Below are 24,056 nucleotides of genomic sequence, written 5' to 3'. Positions count from 1 at the left end.
AGGGTGGGACCGTGGCGGACCCGACGACCTACCGACCGAAGCCGGGGGAGATCCCGACCGACCCGGGGGTCTACCGCTTTCGCGACTCCCACGGCCGCGTCATCTACGTCGGCAAGGCCAAGTCGCTGCGCCCCCGCCTGTCGTCCTACTTCCAGGACATCACGGCGCTGCACCCGCGCACCGCGACGATGGTCACCACCGCGGCCTCCGTCGAGTGGACGGTCGTGCGCACCGAGGTCGAGGCCCTCCAGCTGGAGTACTCCTGGATCAAGGAGTTCGACCCGCGCTTCAACGTCAAGTACCGCGACGACAAGTCCTACCCGTTCCTCGCGGTCACGATGGGCGAGGAGTTCCCGCGGGCGCAGGTGATGCGCGGGGCCAAACGCAAGGGCACCCGCTACTTCGGTCCCTACGGCCACGCCTGGGCCATCCGCGAGACGCTCGACCTGCTCCTGCGCGTCTTCCCCATCCGCACCTGCTCCGCCGGCGTGTTCAAGCGCGCCACCGCGAGCGGGCGCCCCTGCCTGCTCGGCTACATCGACAAGTGCTCCGCACCGTGCGTGGGTCGCGTCACCCCCGACGAGCACCGGGCCATCGCCGAGGACTTCTGCGACTTCATGGCCGGCAACACGACGCGCTTCGCCAAGCGCCTCGAGACCCGCATGAAGGAGGCCGCTGCCGAGCTCGACTTCGAGCAGGCCGCGCGCCTGCGCGACGACATCGGGGCCCTGACCAAGGCGCTGGAGAAGCAGACCGTCGTGCTCGGTGACGCCACCGACGCCGACGTCTTCGCCCTCGCCGACGACGACCTCGAGGCCGCGGTCCAGGTCTTCCACGTGCGCGGCGGTCGCATCCGCGGCCAGCGCGGGTGGGTCGTCGAGAAGGAGAGCGAGGACGTCCCGACCCTCGTCGAGCACCTGCTGCTCCAGGTCTACGGCGACGCCGAGCGCGAGACCGTCCCGCGCGAGGTCCTCGTGCCCACCCTGCCGGTGGACGTCGAGGCCGTCACCGAGTGGCTCTCCTCGGTGCGTGGGTCGGCCGTCAGCGTCCGGGTGCCCCAGCGGGGTGACAAGCGCACCCTCATGGAGACCGTGCGGCGCAACGCCGACCAGTCACTCGCCCGCCACAAGGTCGCCCGCGCCGGTGACCTCACGCTGCGCAGCAAGGCCCTTCAGGAGCTGCAGGACTACCTCGGTCTCGACGACGCTCCGCTGCGCATCGAGTGCTACGACGTCAGCCACGTGCAGGGCACCAACGTCGTCGCCTCGATGGTGGTCTTCGAGGACGGCCTGGCCCGCAAGAGCGAGTACCGCCGCTTCATCGTCCGGGGCGCCACGACCGGCGAGGAGGGCGACGAGCCCGTCACCGTCGACGACACCGCGGCGATGCGCGAGGTGCTGACCCGGCGGTTCCGCCGCTACCTCGAGGACGCCGAGGGGACCGGCGACCTCGACCTGTCCACCGGAGTCGTCGGCGACGGCGCGCGGCCTGGCGGCGAGGTGCCGGCGCCCGCGAACGGCGACGACGACGCACCGGCCTCGGGTCCCATCGACCCGGAGACCGGCCGGCCGAGGCGCTTCGCCTACCCGCCCAGCCTCGTCGTCGTCGACGGCGGCCTGCCGCAGGTGAACGCCGCCCAGGCGGTCCTCGACGAGCTCGGCATCGAGGAGGTCGCCCTCGTCGGCCTCGCCAAGCGCCTCGAGGAGGTGTGGCTCCCGCGGGACGACCACCCCGTCATCCTGCCGCGCACGAGCGAGGGCCTCTACCTGCTCCAGCGGCTGCGCGACGAGGCCCACCGGTTCGCCATCACGTTCCACCGCCAGCGCCGGTCCAAGGCCATGACGACCTCCCAGCTCGACGGCATACCCGGTCTCGGCGCGAGCCGGCAGAAGGTGCTGCTGAAGCACTTCGGTTCGGTGAAACGCCTTCGGGCAGCGGACGTAACGGACATCATGGCCCTACCCGGCTTCGGCCGGTCACTTGCTTCTGCCGTGGTCAGCCACTTGGCTGAGGGGACACCGCAGCAGCCAGCCGTGAACCTCACGACGGGAGAAGTGCTCGAATGACCGCCGACAGCAGGCGAACACCACAGACGCCCCTCGCCGACGCGCCGATCGTCATCGTCACCGGCATGAGCGGGGCCGGACGCAGCACGACCGCCAACGTCCTCGAGGACCTCGGGTGGCTCGTCGTCGACAACCTGCCGCCGCAGCTGCTGACGCACCTGGCGGAGCTGCGCGACGAGGCCCGGGCCCAGCACCCCGAGGAGCACCTCCAGCAGGTGGCCGTCGTCGTCGACGTGCGCTCGAGGGGCTGGTTCGCCCAGCTCGAGGGGGCCATCGGGGCGGCCCGTGAGCGCGGCGAGCGCCCGAGCCTCGTCTTCCTCGACGCGACGGACGAGGCCCTCGTGCGGCGCTTCGAGAGCGTGCGTCGGCCGCACCCCCTGCAGGGCGACGGGAGGCTGCTCGACGGCATCCAGCGCGAGCGGGAGCTGCTCCTCGACCTGCGCTCGTCCGCCGACGTCGTCATCGACAGCTCCGGCCTCAACGTGCACCAGCTGAGCGCCAAGCTCAGCTCCCTCTTCGCGGGTGACCGCAAGGTGCAGCTGCGCATCGCCGTCATGTCCTTCGGCTTCAAGTACGGCCTGCCGCTCGACGCCGACGTCGTCTTCGACATGCGGTTCCTGCCCAACCCGTACTGGGTCCCCGAGCTGCGGTCGCTGACCGGGCGCGACACTCCCGTCAGCGAGTTCGTCATGCGGCAGGAGGGCGCCGACGAGTTCCTCGAGCGCGCCGGGAGCCTGCTCGACACGATGATCGACGGCTACGTCCGCGAGGGCCGTCGCTACGTCACCGTCGCCGTCGGCTGCACCGGCGGCAAGCACCGGTCGGTGGCCATCGCCGAGGCCCTGAGCGAGCGGCTCGGCGGGCGCGACCGCGTCGACACCTTCGTCGTCCACCGAGACCTGGGTCGCGAGTGACCGGGATCCCGGCCTCGACGCCGGCACGCCTGGCCCTCGGCTCGGCGCACCAGCGCCGGATCGTCGCCCTCGGGGGAGGGCACGGGCTCGCGGCCGCCCTCACGGCCCTGCGCCTGCTCACCGACAACGTCACCGCCGTGGTGACGGTCGCCGACGACGGCGGGTCGAGCGGACGGCTGCGAGAGGAGTTCGACGTGCTCCCGCCGGGCGACCTACGCATGGCGCTGTCGGCCCTGTGCGACGACAGCGACTGGGGGCACACCTGGCGCGACGTGCTGCAGCACCGCTTCGACGGCACCGGCGACCTCAAGGGCCATGCCCTCGGCAACCTCATGATCGTCTCCATCTGGGAGCTGCTCGGCGACACCGTGCAGGGCCTCGACCTCGTCGGCCGGCTCCTCGGGGCGCGCGGCAGGGTCCTGCCGATGGCCGCGGAGCCGCTCGAGATCGTCGCCGAGATCCGCGGGCACGACCCGGCCCATCCCGAGCAGACGGTCGAGGTCCGTGGGCAGCACCGCGTCGCGTCGTCGCCGGGCATCGTCTCCTCGATCGGCATCGTCCCGACGTGCCCGGAGCCCTGCGAGGAGGCCCTCGCGGCCGTGCGCGAGGCCGACTGGGTCATGCTCGGACCCGGCTCCTGGTTCACCTCGGTCATGCCGCACCTGCTCGTGCCGGCCCTCGCCGACGCGCTCGTCACGACGCCGGCCAAGCGCCTGCTCAACCTCAACCTCGAGGTGCACATGGGCGAGACCCGCGACTTCCGTGCGGAGGACCACCTCGCCTCCTTCGCCGCCAACGCCCCCGACACCCGTCTCGACGTCGTGCTTGCCGACCCCAGCGTCGTCCCCGACGACGCGTCGCTGCGGGCCGCTGCGGCCGAGCTCGGAGCCGAGCTCGTCGTCGCGCCGGTGGCCGCCCGGGGTGAGCCGGGCGTGCACGACCCGCTACGGCTCGCCGCCGCGCTGCGCGACGTCATCTCCTGAGCACACCGGCGCGACCGAACCGACCGGCCCCGCCGCGCGAAGGTGCTTGATCAGGGTGGCAGGATGTCGCCCATGGCCATGACAGCAAAGGTGAAGGACGAGCTCTCGCGCCTCGAGGTGACCAAGCCCTGCTGTCGCAAGGCCGAGGTGTCCACGATGCTCCGCTTCGCCGGCGGCCTGCACATCATCGGTGGCCAGATCGTCGTCGAGGCCGAGCTCGACACCGCGAACGCCGCGCGCCGGTTGCGCCGCAACATCGCCGAGGTCTACGGGCACAAGAGCGACATGCTCGTCCTGGCCGCCGGTGGGCTGCGCCGTGGCTCGCGCTACGTCGTCCGCGTCGTCGAGGACGGCGCGACCCTGGCCCGCCAGACCGGGCTCATCGATACCCGCGGCCGGCCGGTCCGTGGACTCCCGCCCAAGGTCGTCAGCGCGGCGACGTGCGACTCCGAGGCGGCCTGGCGGGGCGCCTTCCTCGCGCACGGGTCGCTCACCGAGCCCGGCCGCTCGTCGGCGCTCGAGGTGACGTGTCCTGGTCCCGAGGCCGCTCTCGCCCTCGTCGGGGCGGCTCGCCGGCTCGGCATCCAGTCCAAGGCCCGTGAGGTCCGCGGCGTCGACCGCGTCGTCATCCGCGACGGCGACGCCATCGGCGCCATGCTGACCCGCCTCGGCGCGCACGACGCCGTCATGGCGTGGGAGGAGCGCCGGATGCGCCGCGAGGTCCGCGCGACGGCCAACCGGCTCGCCAACTTCGACGACGCCAACCTGCGGCGCTCCGCACGCGCCGCCGTCGCCGCCGGGGCTCGCGTGGAGAGGGCGATGGAGCTGCTCGGCGAGGACATCCCTGACCACCTGCGCGAGGCCGGGGTGCTGCGCCTCGAGCACAAGCAGGCCAGCCTCGAGGAGCTCGGTCAGCTGGCCAAGCCGCCGATGACCAAGGACGCCGTCGCCGGCCGCATCCGCCGGCTGCTGGCCATGGCCGACAAGCGGGCCGAGGAGCTCGGCGTCGCCGGCACCGACGCCAACCTCACGGCCGACATGCTGGAGAGCTGAGCAGCCCGCACGTCGCTCCCGAGGGCCAGTAGCGTGCTGAGCGCGTGCTCACCAAGCCCTGAGACTCCCACCTCGCCGCTCGTGGCGACGCACTAGGGTGGATGTGATCACGGTCGCAACGGGGCGGCCCGAGGTCTGGCTTTTCCGTCCGAAACAGTCTCACCGAAGAGGTGCACAGCAGTGACCGTTCGCGTTGGTATCAACGGCTTTGGCCGCATCGGCCGCAACTTCTTCCGCGCCATCGTGGCGTCCGGAGCCGACATCGAGGTCGTGGCCACCAACGACCTCATGGACAACAAGACCCTCGCCCACCTGCTCAAGTACGACTCGATCCTGGGTCGCTTCCCCGGTGAGGTCTCCTACGACGACACGTCGATCATCGTGGACGGCAAGTCCATCCGCGTCTTCGAGGAGCGCGACCCCGCCGCGATCGACTGGGCCGGTGTCGGCGCCGACGTCATCGTCGAGTCCACGGGCTTCTTCACCGACGCGCAGAAGGCCAAGGCGCACATCGACGGTGGCGCCAAGAAGGTCATCATCTCGGCCCCGGCCAAGAACGAGGACATCACCATCGTCATGGGCGTCAACCACGACCTCTACGACGCCGAGAAGCACACGGTCATCTCCAACGCCTCGTGCACGACGAACTGCCTCGCCCCGATGGCCAAGGCCCTCAACGACGAGTTCGGCATCGTCAAGGGCCTCATGACGACGATCCACGCCTACACGCAGGACCAGAACCTGCAGGACGCGCCGCACAAGGACCTGCGTCGTGCGCGCGCCGCCGCCCTCAACATCGTCCCGACGACGACCGGCGCCGCCAAGGCCGTCTCCCTCGTCCTGCCGGAGCTCAAGGGCAAGCTCGACGGCTACGCCCTGCGCGTCCCGGTGCCCACGGGCTCGGCGACCGACCTGACGTTCGAGGCCGGCCGTGAGACCACGGTCGAGGAGGTCAACGCCGCGGTGAAGGCCGCTGCCGAGGGCCCCCTCAAGGGCTTCCTCGTCTACACCGAGGACGAGATCGTCTCCAAGGACATCGAGACCGACCCGGCCTCGTGCATCTTCGACGCCGGCCTCACCAAGGTCATCGGCAACCAGGTCAAGGTCGTCGGCTGGTACGACAACGAGTGGGGCTACTCCAACCGCCTCGTCGACCTCGTCGCGCTCGTCGGCAAGTCCCTCTGAGCCTCCCGGCCACCGCCCCCGGGTGCTCCTGCGAGCACCTCGGGGCGGTGGCCGCCTCCATGCCCGGCTGCACCACCAACTGACGAAGAGGCATCCCGCGTGAAGACCACCAGCGACCTCGGGGACCTGCGCGGCAAGCGCGTCCTCGTCCGGTCCGACCTCAACGTGCCGCTCGACGGCACCACCATCACCGACGACGGGCGCATCCGCGCCTCGGCGCCGACGATCAAGGGACTGGCCGACGCCGGCGCCCGCGTCATCGTCTGCGCCCACCTCGGCCGCCCCAAGGGCGCCCCTGAGGCGAAGTACTCCCTCGCCCCCGTCGCGAAGCGCCTCGGCGAGGTGCTCGGTTCCGACGTCGTCTTCGCCGACGACACCGTCGGTGACGACGCCAAGGCCAAGGCCGCGGCCCTCGAGGACGGCCAGGTGCTGCTCCTGGAGAACCTCCGCTTCAACGCCGGCGAGACCGCCAAGACCGACGAGGAGCGTGCCGGGTTCGCCGGTGAGCTCGCTTCTCTCGCAGACGTCTTCGTCTCCGACGGCTTCGGCGTCGTGCACCGCAAGCAGGCGTCCGTCTACGACGTCGCGCGCCTCCTGCCCCACGCCACGGGCGACCTCGTCTCGACCGAGGTCGACGTGCTCCGACGCCTCACCAAGGACCCCGAGCGCCCGTATGCCGTCGTGCTCGGCGGTGCCAAGGTGTCCGACAAGCTCGGCGTCATCGGCAACCTGCTCGGCACGGCCGACCGCCTGCTCATCGGCGGCGGCATGGTCTTCACCTTCCTCGCGGCCCAGGGCCACGAGGTCGGCAAGAGCCTGCTCGAGTCCGACCAGATCGACACCGTCAAGGGCTACCTGGAGCGGGCCGAGAAGGAGGGCGTCGAGATCGTCCTGCCCGTCGACGTCGTCGCGGCCGACGCGTTCAGCGCCGACGCCGACCACGAGGTCGTCGCCGTCGACGCGATCCCGGCCGACCGGATGGGCCTCGACATCGGTCCCGAGTCGAGCGCGCTCTTCGCCGACAAGCTGGCCGACTGCCGCACCGTCTTCTGGAACGGCCCCATGGGTGCGTTCGAGATGGAGCCGTACGCCGCCGGCACGAAGGCCCTCGCCGAGGCGCTCGTCGACATCACCGCCCGAGGCGCCCTCACCGTCGTCGGTGGCGGCGACTCGGCAGCAGCAGTCCGCCAGCTCGGCTTCCAGGACGAGCAGTTCGGCCACATCTCCACCGGTGGTGGCGCGAGCCTCGAGTACCTCGAGGGCAAGGAGCTGCCCGGTCTGACCGTGCTCGAGGAGGGTGACGCCTGATGGCCAAGGACACCAGGCCGGTGGGGCGCGTCCCGCTCATGGCCGGCAACTGGAAGATGAACCTCGACCACCTGCAGGCGACGCACCTCGTGCAGAAGCTCGACTGGACCCTGCGCGACGCCAAGCACGACCACGCGGCCGTCGAGGTCGCCGTGCTCCCGCCGTTCACCGACCTCCGCTCGGTGCAGACCCTCGTCGAGGGCGACAAGCTCGACCTCAGGTACGGCGCGCAGGACCTGTCTCCGCACGCTTCCGGCGCCTACACCGGTGACATCTCCGGCTCCTTCCTCGCCAAGCTCGGCTGCACCTACGTCGCCGTCGGGCACAGCGAGCGCCGTGAAGGCCACGCGGAGACCGACGCCGTCGTGGGCGCTAAGGTCAAGGCGGCATACGCCCACGGCCTGACGCCGATCCTGTGCTGCGGCGAGGGCCTCGACGTGCGCAAGGAGGGCCGACAGGTCGAGCACGTCGTCGCGCAGCTGCGCGAGAACCTCGACGGCGTCACCAAGGAGCAGGCCGCGTCGATCGTCATCGCCTACGAGCCCATCTGGGCCATCGGCACCGGCGAGGTCGCGACCCCCGACGACGCGCAGGAGGTCTGCGCGGCCATTCGCACCCTGCTCGCCGAGCTCTACAGCGGCGACGTCGCCGACGGCGTGCGCGTGCTCTACGGCGGCAGCGTCAAGGCGAACAACGTCGCCGCGATCATGGCGCAGGAGGACGTCGACGGCGCCCTCGTCGGTGGGGCGTCCATCGACCCCGCCGAGTTCGCGTCGATCTGTCGCTACCGCGACCACCTCGCGACGTCCTGAGCAGTCCCCGGCGGCCGGACGGACCGGAGAGGTCCGTTCGGCCGTTGGGCACTCGGGCAGGTATCCTTGCCCGAGCCCCGGAACTATGTGGGGGAGGGGCCGACCGGCCTCCTCGACCCCCGGGACCCCGACGATTTGGAGTGACCACGTGGATGCGGTTCGCATCGTGCTGCAGGTCCTGCTGGTGCTGTCCAGCATGGTCCTGACGCTGTTCATCCTGCTGCACAAGGGCAAGGGTGGCGGCCTGTCCGACATGTTCGGCGGCGGCATGTCCACCTCCCTCGGAGGGTCGTCGGTCGCCGAGCGCAACCTCGACCGCTTCACGGTGGCCGTGGCCTCCGTCTGGGCGGCATCCATCATCGGTCTGGGCCTGCTGGCCCGCTTCGTGAGCTGAGAGGACGAGTAGATGGCAGGCGGTAACGCCATTCGTGGGAGCCGGGTCGGCGCCGGCCCGATGGGCGAGGCCGAGCGCGGCGACTCCGCCCCTCGCGTGCACATCTCCTACTGGTGCTCCAACGGGCACGAGACGCGGCCCAGCTTCGCCGAGGAGCCCGGCATGGTGCTTCCCGAGACGTGGGACTGCCCGCGCTGCGGTTTCCCGGCCGGCCAGGACAAGGAGAACCCTCCGGCACCGCCGAAGGTCGAGCCCTACAAGACGCACCTGGCCTACGTGAAGGAGCGTCGCAGCGACGCCGACGGCGCCGCGATCCTCGACGAGGCCCTGAGCACGCTGCGCGAGCGCGGCCTTATCCAGTGACCTGACGGGTCGTCCGCCGCTGCGGGCGAGCCCACGACGAAGGGCCCGGGAGATCCTCCCGGGCCCTTCGTCGTCTCGTGCGTGCGGTGGACGTATGCCGTCCGGCGCGCCTGCGTGACCGAGCTCAGCGCACGCGGGCGGCTGCGTCCGCGTCGAGGAGCCACAGCGTGGCGTCCTCACCCCTCGGCCCGGCAGCAGGCACGTCCCAGCGGTCGGCGTCCGGCGCGAGGGCTGCGGCCACGGCGTCGGCCTTGTCGCCGCCGGCCACGAGGAACCACACCTCGTGGCTGCGCTCGAAGCACTCGAACGTGAGGCTCACGCGGTCCGGGGGCGGCTTGGGGGAGTCGTGCACGGCGACGGCGATGGCGTCCGACAGCCGCTGAGCCGGGTGGTGCGGGAAGAGCGACGCCACGTGGCCGTCGGGCCCGACGCCGAAGAGCACCACGTCCCAGGCCTTCTGACCGTGCTCGCGGATGGACCGCGCGTAGGTCTCGGCGCTGGCCTCGGCGCTCTCGGACTCGTCCGGTCCCGGCACCCGGTGCACCTTGGCCGGGTCCAGTCCCAGCTCGCTGAGGCCGGCCGCGTCGTTCTGGGTGTCGTTGCGGTCCGGGTCGCCGGCGGGCAGGTAGCGCTCGTCACCCCACCAGACGCGGACCCGTGACCAGTCGACGGCTGCACGGCCCGGGGTCGCGAGGACCGAGGCGATGATGGCCGAGCCCATGGAGCCGCCGGTCAGGGCCACCTGGGCCTCCGGGTTGCGGGTCTGGGCGTCGACGAGCGCGGTCACCAGCCGTGCCGCGGCCGCGTCGGCGAGAGCCTGCTTGTCCGGGTGGACGACGACCCGTGGGGCAGCGGTCACGAGGAGGCCGTCCCGCTGCCCGTGCCGCCCTGCGACGCCGTCCCGCTCGTCGTGGCCTTCTTGGCCGCGGCCTTGCGGGTGCCTGCCGTCGTGCGCGTCGCGGTCTTCTTGGCGGCGGTCTTCGTCGCGGCGACCTTCGTCGTCGCAGCCTTCTTGGCCGTCGAGGACGCCGTGGACGCCGTGGACGCTGTCGACGTCTTGCCGGCCGTCGCCTTGCTCGCTGAGCGCCTGCTCGTGGACGCCTTGGCCGCCGACGGCGAGCTCTTGCGCGCGGGCGCGCGACGCGACGTGCCGGCCTTCTTCGACGACGAGGACGACCCCGATGACGTGGAAGACGCCGATGACGCACTGGACGTCGTCGACGTGCTGCCTGCGGCCGAGGCGGTCGCGGCGCTCTTCTTGCGATCCTTGGCCGCCTGCTTCTCGCGCGGGGTGCGCTTGCCCGCGAGCTTGCGGGCCGTGGCTGCGCGCACCTCCTCGGTCTCGGCGTGCTCGGGAGCCGGAGGCGCCGAGATCATGGCACTCGCCTCCTGGGCCGACTCGTCGCGCCCGAGTCGCGCGGCCAGGCGCCGGGACTCGGCGGGGTCGGGAGCCTTGCCGGCCTTGGCCGCCGCTGCTGCCGTCAGGCGCACCGGCTGGAGGGCGCCCAGACCGTGCAGCAGGGCATCCTCGTAGGCGTCGTCGGGGTCGAGACGGCGCAGCTCGTCGGCGAGGCACTCCGGCAGCTCACGTCGGGGGAGGCTGATGCGGCGGTCCGGCTGGCCGGTCTGGGACAGGGTCGCCACGACGTCGCCCGGCCGCACGAGGTCGATCGGCCCGCTCTTGCGCTCGAGGCGCACCGAGCCGATGCCCGACCCTCGTGGCGTCGAGACCCGGTGCACCGGCACGCGCAGGCGGCGCGAGAGCCAAGCGGCCAGCAGGTCGGACGACGGCGAGTCAGGGGCGCCGCTGACGACGGCGCCGGTGATCGGCTCGTAGGGGGGCTGGTCGAGTGCGGCTGCGAGCAGCCCGCGCCACCGCGTGATCCGCGTCCAGGCGAGGTCGGTGTCGCCGGGCGCGTAGTTCGCCGCTCGCTTCTTGAGCATGAGCCGCGGGTTGCGGTGCTCGGCCACGTCGGTGATGCGGCGCTGGGCCATCGCACCGATGGGGTCCTTGCCGACGTCGGCCGGGGCCTCGCCGGGCCACCAGGCGACGATGGGGGAGTCGGGCAGCAGCAGCGGCACGACCACGCTGGGGCCGTGGTTGGCGAGGGCGCCGTAGAGCCGCAGGACGACGATCTCGCTCGCGCCCGCGTCACCGCCGAGGCGGATCTGGGCGTCGAGGCGGTTCTTGCCGCGCCGGTCGCCGGAGATGACGACGATGATGCGGCACGGGTGCTGCCGGCTCGCCTGGTTGGCGACCTCGATGGCGTTGCCCGCGTCGGTGTCCTCGACGACGACGACGAGGGTCAGCACGCGCCCGAGGGCGAGCGCGCCGACCTCGTTGCGCAGGCGGACCAGGGTCTTGCTGATCCCCGTGGTCGTGGTGTCGGTCAGGTCCCGGATCACGGCATCCTCCACGTACGTCCGTCGCGTTCGAGCATGCGGTCGGCCGAGGGCGGACCCCACGTGCCGGCCGGGTAGGGCTCCGGCTTGCCGGACTTGGCCCAGTGCCTCATGAGCGGGTCGAGGATGCGCCAGGAGGACTCGACCTCCTCGTGCCGCGGGAAGAGCGGCGGGTCGCCGAGCAGCACGTCGAGGATGAGGCGCTCGTACGCCTCGGGCGAGGCCTCGGTGAACGACGAGCCGTAGCCGAAGTCCATCGTGACGTCGCGGACCTCCATCTGGGCGCCGGGCACCTTGGAGCCGAACCGCAGCGTGATGCCCTCGTCGGGCTGGACGCGGATGACGATGGCGTTCTGGCCGAGCTCCTCGGTGGCGGTGTGCTCGAACGGGAGGTGCGGGGCGCGCTTGAAGACGACGGCGATCTCGGTGACCCGCTTGCCGAGCCGCTTGCCGGTGCGCAGGTAGAAGGGGACGCCCGCCCAGCGGCGGGTGTCGACCTCGAGGGTGACGGCGGCGAACGTCTCGGTGACCGACTTCGGGTCGACGCCGTCCTCCTCGAGGTAGCCGACGACCTCCTCGGCGCCCTGCCAGCCGCCGGCATACTGTCCGCGCGCAGCGCCCTTGTCGAGGTCAGCGGGGAGGCGGACGGCCGAGAGCACCTTCTCCTTCTCGGCCCGAAGGTCCTTGGCGTCGAAGGAGACCGGCTCCTCCATCGCCGTCAGCGCGAGCAGCTGGAGCAGGTGGTTCTGGATGACGTCGCGGGCCGCGCCGATGCCGTCGTAGTAGCCGGCCCGTCCCGCGATGCCGATGTCCTCGGCCATGGTGATCTGCACGTGGTCGACGTAGTTGGCGTTCCAGACCGGTTCGAAGAGCTGGTTGGCGAAGCGCAGGGCCAGGAGGTTCTGGACCGTCTCCTTGCCGAGGTAGTGGTCGATCCGGAAGACGGAGTCGGCCGGGAAGACGCCCTCGACGATCTCGTTGAGCTGCTGGGCGCTCTTGAGGTCGTGGCCGAAGGGCTTCTCGATGATGACGCGGCGCCAGCTGTCGCCCTCGGCCGTCGTCAGGCCGCAGCGCTCGAGCTGCTCGCACACGGTGGCGAAGAAGCCGGGCGGGATCGAGAGGTAGAAGGCGTGGTTGCCGCCGGTGCCGCGGTCCTGGTCGAGCTCCTCGACCGTCTTGGCGAGCAGGTCGAAGGCGGCGGGGTCGTCGAAGGTGCCGGGCACGAAGCGGAAGCCCTCGGAGAGGTTGCGCCACACGTCCTCGCTGAACGGGGTGCGCGCGTGCTGCTTGACGGCGTCGTGGACGACCTGACCGAAGTCCTGGGCCGCCCAGTCCCGTCGGGCGAAGCCGACGAGCGAGAAGCCCGGCGGCAGCAGACCGCGGTTGGCGAGGTCGTAGATCGCCGGCATGAGCTTCTTGCGGGCCAGGTCGCCCGTCACCCCGAACAGCACGAGGCCGCAGGGTCCCGCGATGCGCGGGATGCGCTTGTCCTCCGCGGTGCGGAGGGGGTTGTGCCCGTGCGAGATGCGCGCCGGACTCATGCAGGTCCTCCTGCCAGCAGGACCTCGCGCAGCTGCGCGAGACCTGCGTCGTGGTCGGTGAGATGGAGCTGGAGCACGGGACGACCGTGGTCGGCGAGGACCGCGGCGTCGCCGCCGGCCTGGGAGGCGATGAAGTCACCGAAGGTGAACTCGCGGCCGGGGACGGCGAGGTCCTCCTTGGGGGCCGTGGTCACCTGGACGTAGACACCCACGCCCGGTCCGCCCTTGTGGAACTGTCCCGTCGAGTGCAGGAAGCGCGGACCCCAGCCGAACGTCGTCGGGCGGCCGGTGCGGCGGGCGATCGGCACGCGGCACTCGGCGAGGTCGGCGTCCGCCAGCCGGTCGAGGTAGGCCATGACGGCGACGTAGCCGTGCTCGGGGTCGAGCTGACCGAAGAGGGCGTCGAGCGCGGCGGCCACGCTCGTGGCGCCGCCGAGCCACTCGCCGGAGCCGCCGAGGGCGCGGATCTCGACGGCGCAGTCGACGGCGGCAGGCTCGGAGGTGGCGCCGGTGCCCTGGTCGAGGAGGGCCCGAGCGGCCTTCTTGGCGCTCTCGACGTCGGGCTGGTCGAAGGGGTTGATGCCGAGCAGGCGACCGGCGACGGCGGTCGCGACCTCCCACAGCAGCAGCTGGGCACCCAGGGCGCCTCCGACGCGGACCTCGGAGGCGGCGTCCGTGGCCGGCTCCGACTCGCTGTCGGCCGCCACGAGACGGGCCACGGTCACGTCGCCTGCGGGAGAGGCGACCTCGGGGTCCGTGTCGCCGCCCGTGACGACGGGCAGCACGCCGGTGCCGTTCTTGCCGGTGGACTCGGCGATGAGCTGCTCGGCCCAGTCGGCGAAACCGACGATGCCGGAGCCGTCGTCGACGAGGACGAGCTTGTCGCGCAGCGGCTCGGTGCCGCCCATCGCGGCGCCGAGGCGCAGCCCCGGGTTGGCGTCGTCGTCGGCGGCGAGCAGGTCGGCCACGGACTCGGCCTCGTCGAGCAGGGCCTCGACGTCGACTCCGGCCAGACCGCTCGGCACCAGCCCGAAGGCGGTCAGGGCCGAGTAGCGTCCGCCCACCTCGGGGTCGGCGTTGACGACGCGGTAGCCCTTGGCGCGGGACTCCTTGTCGAGCGGGCTGTCGGGGTCGGTGACCACGACGATGCGCGACGCAGGGTCGATGCCCGCGTCGGAGAACGCCTTCTCGTAGGCGCGGCGCTGCGAGTCGGTCTCGACGGTGGAGCCGGACTTGCTCGAGACGACGACGACGGTGTGCGCGAGGTCGTCCTCGACGGCCCGGCGCACGTAGTCGGGCTCCGACGAGTCGAGCACGACGAGCGGCTTGCCGGCGGTCGCGCAGATGACCTCTGGCGCGAGCGAGGAACCGCCCATGCCGCACAGGACGACATGGGTGAGTCCCTGCTCGGCGAACGAGTCGCGCAGGGCGGCGATCTCACCGACGAGGGGTCGCGACGAGCGGGGGAGACCGACCCAGGACAGGCGGATCCGCGACTCCGACTCCGCGTCGGGACCCCACAGGGTGGCGTCCTTGGCGAAGAGGCGGCTGGCGACGGCGTCGTCGACGAGGGTCGGCACGTGCCTCCCGATCGCGTCCGCCGCTGCTCCCGATGCGCTGACGGACAACGAGCTCATGCCGTCACCTTCTCCATCTCCGCGGTGACGCCCTCCAGCAGCTCGCCCCATGCCTTCTCGAACTTGTCGACGCCCTCGGTCTCGAGCAGGTCGACGACCTCGGTGTAGGAGACGCCGACGCGCTCGAGGTCGTCGAGCAGGTTGCTCGCCAGCTCGTAGCCGCCGGTGACGGTGTCCCCGTGGATGTCGCCGTGGTCGGCCGTCGCCTCGAGCGTCTTGCCGGGCATCGTGTTGACGACGTCGGCGGCGACGAGCTCGGTGACGTACATCGTGTCGGGGTAGGCCGGGTCCTTGACGCCGGTGGAGGCCCACAGCGGGCGCTGCAGGTTGGCGCCGGCCTCGGCGAGCGTGCCCCAGCGAGGCGTCGCGAAGACCTCCTCGAACGCCTGGTAGGCCAGGCGCGCGTTGGCCAGGCCGGCCTTGCCCTTGAGGCCGCGGGCCTCGTCGGTGCCGATGGCGTCGAGCCGCTTGTCGATCTCGGTGTCGACGCGGGAGACGAAGAACGACGCGACCGAGTGGATCTTCGAGAGGTCGTGCCCGTCGGCGTGGGCCTTCTCGAGGCCCTCGAGGTAGGCGTTCATGACGGCGCGGTAGCGCTCGAGCGAGAAGATCAGGGTCACGTTGACGCTGATGCCCTGGGCGATCGTCGCCGTGATGGCCGGCAGGCCGGCCTTGGTGGCGGGGATCTTGATGAGCACGTTCGGGCGGTCGACGACGGCATACAGCGACGTGGCCTGCTCGACCGTCTTGTCGGTGTCGTGCGCGAGTCGCGGGTCGACCTCGATGGAGACCCGGCCGTCGACGCCCTTGGTCGACTCGTAGAGCGGGAGGAAGAGGTCGCAGGCGTTGCGGACGTCGGACGTCGTGAGCTCGTGCACGACCTCGTCGACGTCCTTGCCGTCCTTGGTCAGTGCGGCGAGGTCGTCGTTGTAGCGCTCGCCCTTGGACAGGGCGGCCTGGAAGATCGACGGGTTGGACGTCAGGCCGACGACGTTGCGCTCGGTGATGAGGTCCGAGATCTTCCCGGTCTCGATGAGCTCGCGGGAGAGGTCGTCGAGCCAGATGGAGACTCCGGCGTCGGACAGGGCCTGGGTGTTCGGGTTGGTCATGCTGGTCACTTCCCCTTGCTCGTGGCGGAGGCGGCGGCTGCGTGGGCGGCGTTGCCGCTGCCGGTCTGCGCGTCGGCGCCCATGACGTCGGTGGAGGCGCTCTGGGCGGCCCGGGCCGGGTTGGTCTCGGTGACGCCCGGTGCCTTCTTGGTGGAGCCCTTGGCGGCCTTGATCGAGTCCTTCGCGGCCTTGACGACCGCGTCGGCCGTGATGCCGAACTCGCGGTACAGGGTGGCCTGGTCGGCAGAGGCGCCGAAGTGCTCGATGCTGACGATGCGCCCGGCGTCGCCCACGACGTCGTGCCAGCCCATCGAGATCCCCGCCTCGACGCTGACGCGGGCCCGGACTGCCGGCGGCAGAACCTTGTCCTGGTAGGAACGGCTCTGCTTCTCGAACCATTCCCGGCAGGGCATCGACACGACGCGCGTTGCGATGCGGGACTTCTCGAGCCGCTCGGCGGCCTGGACCGCGAGCTGCACCTCGGAGCCCGTGGCGACGAGGACGACGTCGGGGTCGCCGGGGCGGGACTCCTCGACGAGGACGTAGGCGCCCTTGGCGACACCGCTCGTCTTGCCGTACTTCTTCCGGTCCCACGTGGGGACCGGCTGGCGCGTGAGGCAGAGTGCCGCGGGCCCGTCGCTGTTGGTGAGGATCTGCGCCCAGGCGGCGGCCGTCTCGTTGGCGTCCGCGGGACGGACGACGTCGAGCCCCGGGATCGCCCGCAGGGCGGCGAGGTGCTCGATGGGCTGGTGCGTCGGGCCGTCCTCGCCGAGGCCGATGGAGTCGTGCGTCCAGACGTAGGTCACGGGGGCCTGCTGGATGGCGGCCAGTCGGACGGCGGGGCGCATGTAGTCGGAGAAGACGAGGAAGGTGCCGCCGTAGGGACGGGTCAGGCCCTCGAGCGCGATCCCGTTGAGGATCATGCCCATGCCGTTCTCGCGGATGCCGAAGTGCAGGGTCCGGCCGAACGGGCCGCCCTTCCACTCGCGCGTCTGCTTGCCCTTGGGGATGAAGGAGGGCTGGCCCTCCATGGTGGTGTTGTTGGACTCGGCGAGGTCGGCCGAGCCGCCCCACAGCTCCGGCATGACGTCGGCGAGGGCCGTGAGGACCTTGCCGGAGGCGGCGCGCGTCGCGACGCCCTTCTCGTCGGCGGGGAACGTCGGGAGCGCCTTGGCCAGACCGGCCGGGGCCTTGCCGGCGAGGATGCGGTCGAGCAGGTCGGCGCGGTCGGGGTTGGCCTTGCGCCAGGCCTTGTATGCCTTGTCCCACTCGCGGTGGGCGGCCTTGCCACGCTTGACGACGTCGCGGGCGTGCTTGAGGACGGCTGGCTCGACGGTGAAGGTCTTCTTCGGGTCGAAGCCGAGCAGCTCCTTGGTGGCACCGATCTCGGCGTCACCGAGGGCGGAGCCGTGGGACTTGCCGGTGTTCTGCTTGGTCGGGGCGGGCCAGGCGATGATGGTGTGGAGCACGACGAGGGTCGGCTTGTCGGTGACCTTGTCACCGGAGCGGATGGCGGCGAGCAGCGCGTCGACGTCCTCGACGTAGGTGGCGCCGTCGGCGTCCTGGCGCCAGTCGACTCGGGCGACGTGCCAGCCGTAGGCCTCGAAGCGGGCGCCCACGTCCTCGCTGAAGGCGATGTCGGTGTCGTCCTCGATCGAGATCTGGTTGGCGTCGTAGACGACGGTGAGGTTGCCGAGCTCCTGGTGGCCGGCCAGGGCGCAGGCCTCGTGGGAGACGCCCTCCTGCATGTCGCCGTCGGAGGCGATGACGTAGACGTGGTGGTCGAAGGGGCTCGTGCCGGGCTTGGCGTCGGGGTCGAAGAGCCCGCGCTGGCGCCGCTGCGCCATGGCCATGCCGACGGCGGAGGCGAGACCGGAGCCGAGCGGACCGGTCGTGATCTCGACGCCGGGGGTGTGGTGGACCTCGGGGTGGCCGGGGGTCAGCGAGCCCCACGTGCGCAGTGACTTGAGGTCGTCGAGCGAGAGTCCGTAGCCGCTGAGGTAGAGCTGGATGTACTGGGTCAGGCTCGAGTGCCCGCAGGAGAGCACGAAGCGGTCACGACCGAGCCACGCCGGGTCGGACGGGTCGTGCGTCATGACGTTCTGGTAGAGCAGGTAGGCGAGCGGGGCCAGGGACATCGCGGTGCCGGGGTGGCCGTTGCCGACCTTCTGGACGGCGTCGGCGGCGAGCAGGCGGGTCGTGTCGACCGCGCGGACGTCGAGGTCGCTCCAGCCGGCCTTCTTCGCCTGGGGGAGTGGCAGACCCGGGTCGCGCTGTGCCAGCAGGCCCTTCGTCTTCGCCGTCGGCGAGCTGCCGGATCGGGTGGGCTTCTTCGCCTGGGTGGCGGCGCTGGACGCAGCAGTGGGCACGGAACGGGTCTCCTTCAACAAGGGGTTGATCACGTACGGCCACGAGCCTAGTCCCCGCGATGTGAGGGACGACACCTCGCCCGGCGCTCGGTACGGCCCGCGCGCCGGTGGGTTCCTCGTCGGGCCACCGGGAGCTCCCGGCGAGGTGCCGGGGCGTAGTCCGTGCAGAGCGGGTGCGATGCAGGGTGTGGTGCAGGGTGTGGTGCCGGCCGTCGTCGTCGACGGTCTAGACTTGCGACGCAATGCTCACGTACCCCACGGGTCGGAGCGACGTACCAGCGGTGAGGATCTTCGTGACAACGGTGGACCCCCGCGCCGACCTCTCGGCGCTGCACGGTCCCGACGGCAGCGGGGTGAAGTTCCTCGTCGGACAGTACGTCTCGCTGATGAAGCCGCGGATCATCGAGCTGCTCCTCATCACGACGATCCCGGTGATGTTCCTCGCCGACCAGGGCGTGCCGAACCTCTGGCTCGTCGTCGCGACGGTCGTCGGCGGCACCCTCTCCGCGGGAGCGGCCAACACCCTCAACTGCTACATCGACCGCGACATCGACGCGGTCATGCACCGCACGAGCCGCCGTCCCCTCGTGACGGGCACGGTGAGCCCGAACGGCGCGCTCGTCTTCGGGATCGCGCTCGCCGTCGTCTCGACGGTCTGGCTGGGCCTGCTGGTCAACTGGCTGAGCGCCTGGCTCGCCCTCGGCGCCCTGCTCTTCTACGTCTTCGGCTACACGCTGCTCCTCAAGCGCCGCACGGCCCAGAACATCGTGTGGGGCGGGGCCGCGGGCTGCATGCCGGTGCTCATCGGATGGTCCGCCGTGACCGGCTCGCTGAGCTGGTCGGCGTTCATCCTCTTCCTCGTCATCTTCTTCTGGACGCCGCCGCACTACTGGCCGCTGTCGCTGCGCTACAAGGACGACTACGCCACGGCCCACGTGCCGATGCTGCCCGTCGTCGAGCGCTTCGTCGTCGTCGCGCGACAGATCGTCGCCTACTCGTGGGCCATGGTGCTCACGTCGCTGGCGCTCGTTCCCGTGCAGCACGTCGGCTGGGTCTACACCGTGGCCGCGGTCGTCGCGGGTGGGCTGTTCCTCACCGAGGCCCACCGCCTCCTTGCCAAGGCGCGTGCGGGTGTGGCCGAGGACGTGCTCAAGCCGATGCGCCTCTTCCACTTCTCGATCACGTACCTCACGGTGCTCTTCGTGGGTGTCGCGCTCGACCCCATCTGGCACCTGCCGCTCCCGTTCTTCTCCTGAGCAGGCCGTAGCGTCCGCCGGTCCTGCGGGGCGCCTCGGCCCACCGCTGACGTATGCCGTGTGGCGCGTCAGGTGACTGGCGTGCCGTCCTCGAGGTAGATCGTCGCGCCGTCGCCGCGTCGGGACTCCAGCGCCCGCAGGAGCCGCTCGTTGTAGGGGGCGACCCGACCCGCCCAGTCGTCCGGACCGGTCCAGTGGACGCCGCGGATCTCGCGCTGCTGCAGGTGCGCCCGCTCGATGAGCCGCGCGTCGACGGTGCCGAGGTCGAAGACGAAGACCGTGGCGTCGCCCCAGCCGTGCAGGGCCGGCAGCCAGTTCACCGCGAGCAGCGGACCCGCTGTGACGACGAGGTCGAGCTCCTCCCGGACCTCGCGGACGACGCAGGCGGCCGGTGACTCGTGAGGGTCGACGACGCCTCCGGGCAGGTCCCACTCGCGCTTGTAGACCAGCTCACAGAGCAGCACCTGGCTCGCGCCGGCCGAGCCGGCCCGGAGCACCCCCTGGGCGATCGCGCGCTTGGTCGGCAGGGTCGAGTCCAGCATCGCCGTGAACCCCTCGCGGGTGTCCGGGTGGGCGTCGTCGCGACGACGGCCGAGCACGAGGGTGTCCTGCCTCACCCCGCCGAGGCTCGCGTTGCCGCGCAGCCGTCCCTCGCGGCGCAGCCCGGCCCTGAGGGCGGTGCGCACGGACGGGCGGTTGTCGGGGTTGACGTGCGCCTCGACGCGCTCCAGGCCCAGGGCGTCGAAGGCCCACTCGACGAGCAGGCGCACGGCCCGCCACGCGAGGCCGCGGCCGCGGTAGGGCGCGTAGACGGCCCAGGACAGCACGCCGACCCCGGGGTCCTGCACCCGGACGTCGACGGTGCCGGCGGGTTCTCCGCGCCACTGCACGAGGAAGGTGACCTTGGTGCGGGCGGACCACTCCGTGCGGGTGTCCTCGATCCAGGCGCGGTGCTCCTGGGCGGACGGCGCGACCGCGGGGAAGTCGAACCAGTGGGCGATCTCGCGGTCGTGCAGCGCCCTGGTGGCGTCGCTGTCGTCGAGCGTCCACGGCCGGAGCACGAGGTCGCCGTCCCGGAGCGTCGGCTGGTCGGTCACCACCCCAGCCTAGGGACGGTGGTCGGGGCCGGCCTCGAGGAGGGGGAGGGTGAGCTCGAACCGGCAGCCCGGTCCGGTGTTGGCGACCGTGACGTCGCCGCCGTGGGCGCGGGCGATGCCCCGGGCGACGGCCAGGCCCAGACCGGCTCCGACGCCGGCCGCGGGCGTTCGTGCGCGCGTGCCCCGCCACCCCGGCTCGAAGAGGCGGTCGAGCTCGTCCTCGGGGATGCCGCCGCAGGCGTCGGCCACCGTGACCCGGGCGACCCGGTCGCTCTCGTCGTCCCCGCCGTCTTCGCCGTTCTCGTGCCGAGGGCCGGGCCCGTCGACCTCGGAGCGCCCCGTGCCGGCGGCGACGTCGTCACGTCCGGAGTGCGTCCGCCCGGCGGTGAGCGAGATGTCGACGGTGCCTCCGGCCGGGGTGTGCGTCAGGGCGTTGGTCACGAGGTTGGACAGGGCGCGCGAGAGCTCGCCGACGTCGGCGGACGCCGTGACCGCCCGCGGTGGCGCCGACCCGGTCACCTGCACCCCACGCCGGTCGGCGAGCACCCGGGCGGACGCCACCGCGTCCGAGACGAGGTCGCCGATGTCGACGGGGGCACGGTCGAGGCGCAGGGTGCCCGACTGCAGTCGGGAGAGGGCGAGCAGCCCGCCGACCATGTCGGACATGCGGTCCGCCTCGGACCTGATGCGCGCCGGGTAGGACCCGTCGGCCGGGGCGTGCCCGTCCTCGAGCGCCTCGGCCATGGCACGGATGCCGGCGAGCGGGGTGCGCAGGTCGTGCGAGACCCATGCGACGAGCTCGCGACGGCTCTGCTCGACCTGGCGGTCGCGGTCGCGCTGGGCCGCCTCCTGGGCCGAGGCACGCATCAGCTCCTGCACGCGCCGGGCGATGAGCCAGCCGAAGACGGCGGCGATGGGCAGCGACGTCGCCGTCACGACCAAGGTCACCGCCTGGTCGTGGTCGCTGATGAACATGGCGCGCGCCGTGACGACGACCCCCACGGCGACGCTGAGGATGACGACGACCGGCGCGACGACCGCGGCCGCGACGAGCGAGCGCACCGCGAGGGCGCGCACGACGAGGGCCCCCACGGCACCGACGGCGACCGCCGCGACCGCGGCGAGCAGGGCGGCCTCGGCGATCACGGCGCCGCCGTCGCGGTGGCGCCGTCCCAGCGGTAGCCGACGCCCCAGACCGTCTGGAGCCGGACGGGTCGGGCCGGGTCGGTCTCGACCTTCTCTCGCAGGCGGCGCACGTGCACGGTCACGGTGGACTCGTCGCCGTACTCCCAGCCCCACACCTGTTGCATCAGCTCGCGCCGCGAGAACGCGGTGCCGGGGTGCGCCATGAGGTGGGCGAGCAGGTCGAACTCGCGGCTGGTGAGGGCGAGGGGGCGGCCGCCCATCCAGGCCTGGTGGCGCCTCGTGTCGACCGTGAGGTCGGCGTCGACGAACGTCGGGCTGCCGGGCGCCGTGATGGGGGCGGCCCGGCGCAGGATCGACTGGATGCGCAGCACGAGCTCACGGCTGCTGAACGGCTTTGTCACGTAGTCGTCGGCCCCGAGCTCGAGCCCCAGCACGCGATCGGACTCCTCCCCGCGGGCCGTCAGCATGACGACCGGCAGGTCGCCGCGCTCCGAGCGCAGCCGCCGGAACACCTCGAGCCCGTCGAGCCCCGGGAGGGTCAGGTCGAGCACGACGAGGTCGGGGGAGCGGTCCCGGGCCAGCACCAGCGCCGTGAGCCCGTCCTGGGCCTCGACGACGTCGAGGCCGGCGCGGGACAGGTAGCCGGCCACGACCTCGCGCAGGGTGGGGTCGTCGTCGACGACGAGGACGGTGGGCACGCTGCCAGCCTAGGCAGCGACGTGGATGCCGACCCGCGAAAGTCCTTGCGATCCGGTGACGGCCGTCCCGACCGACCCCTCATCGGTGGGCCGGGGCGGGAGCGGGTGGGCCCGGCGGGCCCCGCCGGGCGCCGAGCGTGGGCTCAGACCGGGTGCCGGCGCGTCGAGAGGACGCCGAAGGTGAGCGCGACGACGAGCAGGCTCGCGCCGAGCATGTGCACGAGCACGAGGAGCTCCGGCAGCCCGGTGAAGTACTGGACGTAGCCGACGAGGCCCTGCGCGAGGGTCACGACGAGCACCATGGTCCAGGCGCGGCGGGCCTCGTCGCTCTGGGAGCTGATGCGAACGGCCACGAGCGTCGCGATGACGAGGCCGCAGAAGAGCATGACGGCGTCGGCGTGCATCCACGAGACGAACCGGGGGTCGAAGCCGGTGCGTGCTGGCCGGTCCGCGTCGCCGGAGTGCGGCCCCGACCCGGTGACGACGACCCCGAGGAGCAGCACGACGGCGCCGACCGCGCTGGTGGCGAGCGCCAGGGTGCGGGCGAGCGGGTGCACGACGAGCTCGCCGGGCCCGGAGACCTCGTCGTGGGCTCCGCGCACCAGGGCCGCCGACAGTGCGACGAGCACCATGGAGAGGAGGAAGTGCGACATGACGGTCCACGGGTTGAGCCCGGTGAGGACGGTGATGCCGCCGAGGACCGCCTGGGCGGGGATGCCGGCCAGCACGCCGCCGGCGACGCGATGCAGGCGCCGACGGCGGGGCCAGTGGGTCAGCACGACCCACAGGGACGCGAGCGCGAGGACGGCGACCACGTAGGTGAGCATGCGGTTCCCGAACTCGACGAGGTCGTGGTAGCCGCTGGCCGGGGTCCGCACCGGCGTGAACGAGCCCGGCTGGCACTCCGGCCAGGTGCTGCACCCGAGGCCGCTCCCGGTGAGTCGGACGATGCCGCCGGTGACCACGATGCCGACCTCGCCGACGAGGTTGGCCAGCAGGAGCGGCCGCACCCAGGACGACGGGACGGAGGGGAGCCGACCGGCGGCGCGCGCGAGCCGGCTGGTGCCGGTCGAGCGGTCGACGTCGGTCACGGTTGACGTGGAGGACACGCAGCAAGGGTATGCCGCCCGCCGCGGTGCTCCCGCACCGCCTGTTCAGCCCACGGCCGGGCTCGGGGCGGCGGGGCTCGCGGCGGACTGCGCGGCTGTCAGGCGAGGCCCTTCCAGACCACCGCCGACCCGGCGTGGCCCGCGAGCACCACCGTGACGACCGCAGCCAGGGCCGACAGCACGACGAGCGTCCCGACGAGGACGTCGAAGGCGTGGCCCCGGGGCGACTCCTCCTCCGGGGGCCGCGCGAACCACAGCGCGACGAGGGTGAGCACCATGAACAGCACGCACAGCAGCTTGGCCCGGTCACCCCACTCGACGTGGTCGTTCAGCATCGCGAGGTCGACCGAGCCGGCCCGCACCCGGGTCACCCGGCGCTGCAGGGCCTCGCCGCTCTCGGCGGCCACGAAGGCCGAGACCCCCGAGACGACCGCGCCGGCGGCCGTCGGCCAGCGGAGCACGCGCCGCCAGGCGGGGCGCAGGACGTAGGCGACCGCTGACAGGGCCGACAGCGGCACGAGCACGACGACCGCGTGGATGACGAGCGCGTGCATCGGCAGTCCGAAGATGTAGTCGAACACGTCGCCTCCAGGCCGTTCGGGTGTCGTGCGGT

21 protein-coding genes are annotated in these 24,056 nt (G+C 72.1%); 10 read left to right on the top strand and 11 right to left on the bottom strand.

Features of this window, described 5'->3' with window-relative positions; all coding sequences use genetic code 11:
* The first annotated feature begins 11 nt into the window (after nt 1-11).
* The 9 genes from uvrC (at nt 12) to ABD297_RS06865 (ending at nt 9,078) form a co-directional block, all read left to right on the top strand.
* Entirely contained in the window at nt 12-2,066 is a 2,055-nt protein-coding gene (gene uvrC, locus ABD297_RS06905) for an excinuclease ABC subunit UvrC (RefSeq protein ID WP_344254102.1), read from the top strand.
* Nucleotides 2,063-2,980 carry an RNase adapter RapZ gene (rapZ, locus tag ABD297_RS06900; protein ID WP_344254101.1) on the top strand — a complete coding sequence of 306 codons (918 nt, stop codon included), beginning with the start codon at nt 2,063-2,065 and terminating at the stop codon, nt 2,978-2,980. The genes uvrC and rapZ overlap by 4 nt, the downstream gene beginning before the upstream one ends.
* A gap of 5 nt (nt 2,981-2,985) precedes the next feature.
* Nucleotides 2,986-3,963: a gluconeogenesis factor YvcK family protein gene (locus tag ABD297_RS06895; RefSeq protein WP_344254250.1), complete on the top strand. Its 978-nt coding sequence runs from the start codon at nt 2,986-2,988 to the stop codon at nt 3,961-3,963.
* Between the two features lie 72 nt (nt 3,964-4,035).
* Nucleotides 4,036-5,016 carry a DNA-binding protein WhiA gene (gene whiA / locus ABD297_RS06890; protein WP_147067695.1) on the top strand — a complete coding sequence of 327 codons (981 nt, stop codon included), beginning with the start codon at nt 4,036-4,038 and terminating at the stop codon, nt 5,014-5,016.
* Nucleotides 5,017-5,196: 180 nt separating this feature from the next.
* Nucleotides 5,197-6,201 carry a type I glyceraldehyde-3-phosphate dehydrogenase gene (gap, locus tag ABD297_RS06885; protein ID WP_344254100.1) on the top strand — a complete coding sequence of 335 codons (1,005 nt, stop codon included), beginning with the start codon at nt 5,197-5,199 and terminating at the stop codon, nt 6,199-6,201.
* Nucleotides 6,202-6,300: 99 nt separating this feature from the next.
* Nucleotides 6,301-7,509 (top strand): phosphoglycerate kinase, encoded by a 1,209-nt coding sequence (locus ABD297_RS06880; protein WP_344254099.1) that lies wholly within the window; start codon nt 6,301-6,303, stop codon nt 7,507-7,509.
* On the top strand, nt 7,509-8,321 hold the full coding sequence (gene tpiA, locus ABD297_RS06875; RefSeq protein WP_344254098.1) for a triose-phosphate isomerase: 813 nt from the start codon (nt 7,509-7,511) through the stop codon (nt 8,319-8,321). Before ABD297_RS06880 ends, tpiA begins: the two co-directional genes overlap by 1 nt.
* 148 nt (nt 8,322-8,469) lie before the next feature.
* The gene (secG, locus tag ABD297_RS06870) at nt 8,470-8,715 is read left to right on the top strand and encodes a preprotein translocase subunit SecG (protein ID WP_030202140.1); all 246 of its coding nucleotides are present in this window, start codon (nt 8,470-8,472) and stop codon (nt 8,713-8,715) included.
* A 12-nt stretch (nt 8,716-8,727) separates the two neighbouring features.
* Entirely contained in the window at nt 8,728-9,078 is a 351-nt protein-coding gene (locus ABD297_RS06865) for an RNA polymerase-binding protein RbpA (protein ID WP_142178143.1), read from the top strand.
* Nucleotides 9,079-9,202: 124 nt separating this feature from the next.
* On the opposite strand, the gene pgl is transcribed toward ABD297_RS06865, so the two are convergent.
* From pgl to tkt, 6 genes are read right to left on the bottom strand one after another with little or no spacing between them, the layout of a single operon-like run.
* Nucleotides 9,203-9,937, bottom strand: coding sequence for a 6-phosphogluconolactonase (pgl, locus tag ABD297_RS06860; protein WP_344254097.1), 735 nt, complete (start codon nt 9,935-9,937; stop codon nt 9,203-9,205).
* Nucleotides 9,934-11,484 (bottom strand): glucose-6-phosphate dehydrogenase assembly protein OpcA, encoded by a 1,551-nt coding sequence (locus tag ABD297_RS06855; RefSeq protein WP_344254096.1) that lies wholly within the window; start codon nt 11,482-11,484, stop codon nt 9,934-9,936. Before ABD297_RS06855 ends, pgl begins: the two co-directional genes overlap by 4 nt.
* On the bottom strand, nt 11,481-13,022 hold the full coding sequence (gene zwf, locus ABD297_RS06850; RefSeq protein ID WP_344254095.1) for a glucose-6-phosphate dehydrogenase: 1,542 nt from the start codon (nt 13,020-13,022) through the stop codon (nt 11,481-11,483). The genes ABD297_RS06855 and zwf overlap by 4 nt, the downstream gene beginning before the upstream one ends.
* The gene (locus ABD297_RS06845) at nt 13,019-14,659 is read right to left on the bottom strand and encodes a glucose-6-phosphate isomerase (protein ID WP_344254094.1); all 1,641 of its coding nucleotides are present in this window, start codon (nt 14,657-14,659) and stop codon (nt 13,019-13,021) included. Before ABD297_RS06845 ends, zwf begins: the two co-directional genes overlap by 4 nt.
* Nucleotides 14,656-15,768, bottom strand: coding sequence for a transaldolase (gene tal, locus ABD297_RS06840; RefSeq protein WP_344254093.1), 1,113 nt, complete (start codon nt 15,766-15,768; stop codon nt 14,656-14,658). The genes ABD297_RS06845 and tal overlap by 4 nt, the downstream gene beginning before the upstream one ends.
* Nucleotides 15,769-15,773: 5 nt before the next feature.
* The gene (gene tkt, locus ABD297_RS06835) at nt 15,774-18,137 is read right to left on the bottom strand and encodes a transketolase (RefSeq protein WP_344254092.1); all 2,364 of its coding nucleotides are present in this window, start codon (nt 18,135-18,137) and stop codon (nt 15,774-15,776) included.
* A 281-nt stretch (nt 18,138-18,418) separates the two neighbouring features.
* On the opposite strand from tkt, the gene ABD297_RS06830 reads away from it, so the two are divergent.
* On the top strand, nt 18,419-19,393 hold the full coding sequence (locus tag ABD297_RS06830; protein ID WP_425581142.1) for a heme o synthase: 975 nt from the start codon (nt 18,419-18,421) through the stop codon (nt 19,391-19,393).
* 68 nt (nt 19,394-19,461) lie between these two features.
* On the opposite strand, the gene ABD297_RS06825 is transcribed toward ABD297_RS06830, so the two are convergent.
* From ABD297_RS06825 to ABD297_RS06805, 5 genes are all read right to left on the bottom strand, one after another.
* Nucleotides 19,462-20,490, bottom strand: coding sequence for an NUDIX hydrolase (locus ABD297_RS06825; protein WP_344254090.1), 1,029 nt, complete (start codon nt 20,488-20,490; stop codon nt 19,462-19,464).
* A 9-nt stretch (nt 20,491-20,499) separates the two neighbouring features.
* Nucleotides 20,500-21,636, bottom strand: coding sequence for a sensor histidine kinase (locus ABD297_RS06820; protein ID WP_344254089.1), 1,137 nt, complete (start codon nt 21,634-21,636; stop codon nt 20,500-20,502).
* Complete coding sequence (locus ABD297_RS06815; protein WP_344254088.1) at nt 21,633-22,334, bottom strand: response regulator transcription factor; 702 nt, start codon at nt 22,332-22,334, stop codon at nt 21,633-21,635. The genes ABD297_RS06820 and ABD297_RS06815 overlap by 4 nt, the downstream gene beginning before the upstream one ends.
* 143 nt (nt 22,335-22,477) lie before the next feature.
* The gene (locus ABD297_RS06810) at nt 22,478-23,443 is read right to left on the bottom strand and encodes a COX15/CtaA family protein (protein ID WP_344254087.1); all 966 of its coding nucleotides are present in this window, start codon (nt 23,441-23,443) and stop codon (nt 22,478-22,480) included.
* Between the two features lie 98 nt (nt 23,444-23,541).
* The gene (locus ABD297_RS06805; protein WP_344254086.1) at nt 23,542-24,024 is read right to left on the bottom strand and encodes a DUF2231 domain-containing protein; all 483 of its coding nucleotides are present in this window, start codon (nt 24,022-24,024) and stop codon (nt 23,542-23,544) included.
* Nucleotides 24,025-24,056 lie beyond the last annotated feature (32 nt).

Source organism: Terrabacter carboxydivorans, assembly GCF_039532035.1.
Taxonomy (GTDB): Bacteria; Actinomycetota; Actinomycetes; order Actinomycetales; family Dermatophilaceae; genus Terrabacter; species Terrabacter carboxydivorans.
The sequence above is the reverse complement of the archived record's forward strand: the minus strand, read 5'-3'. Positions and strand labels throughout refer to the sequence as shown.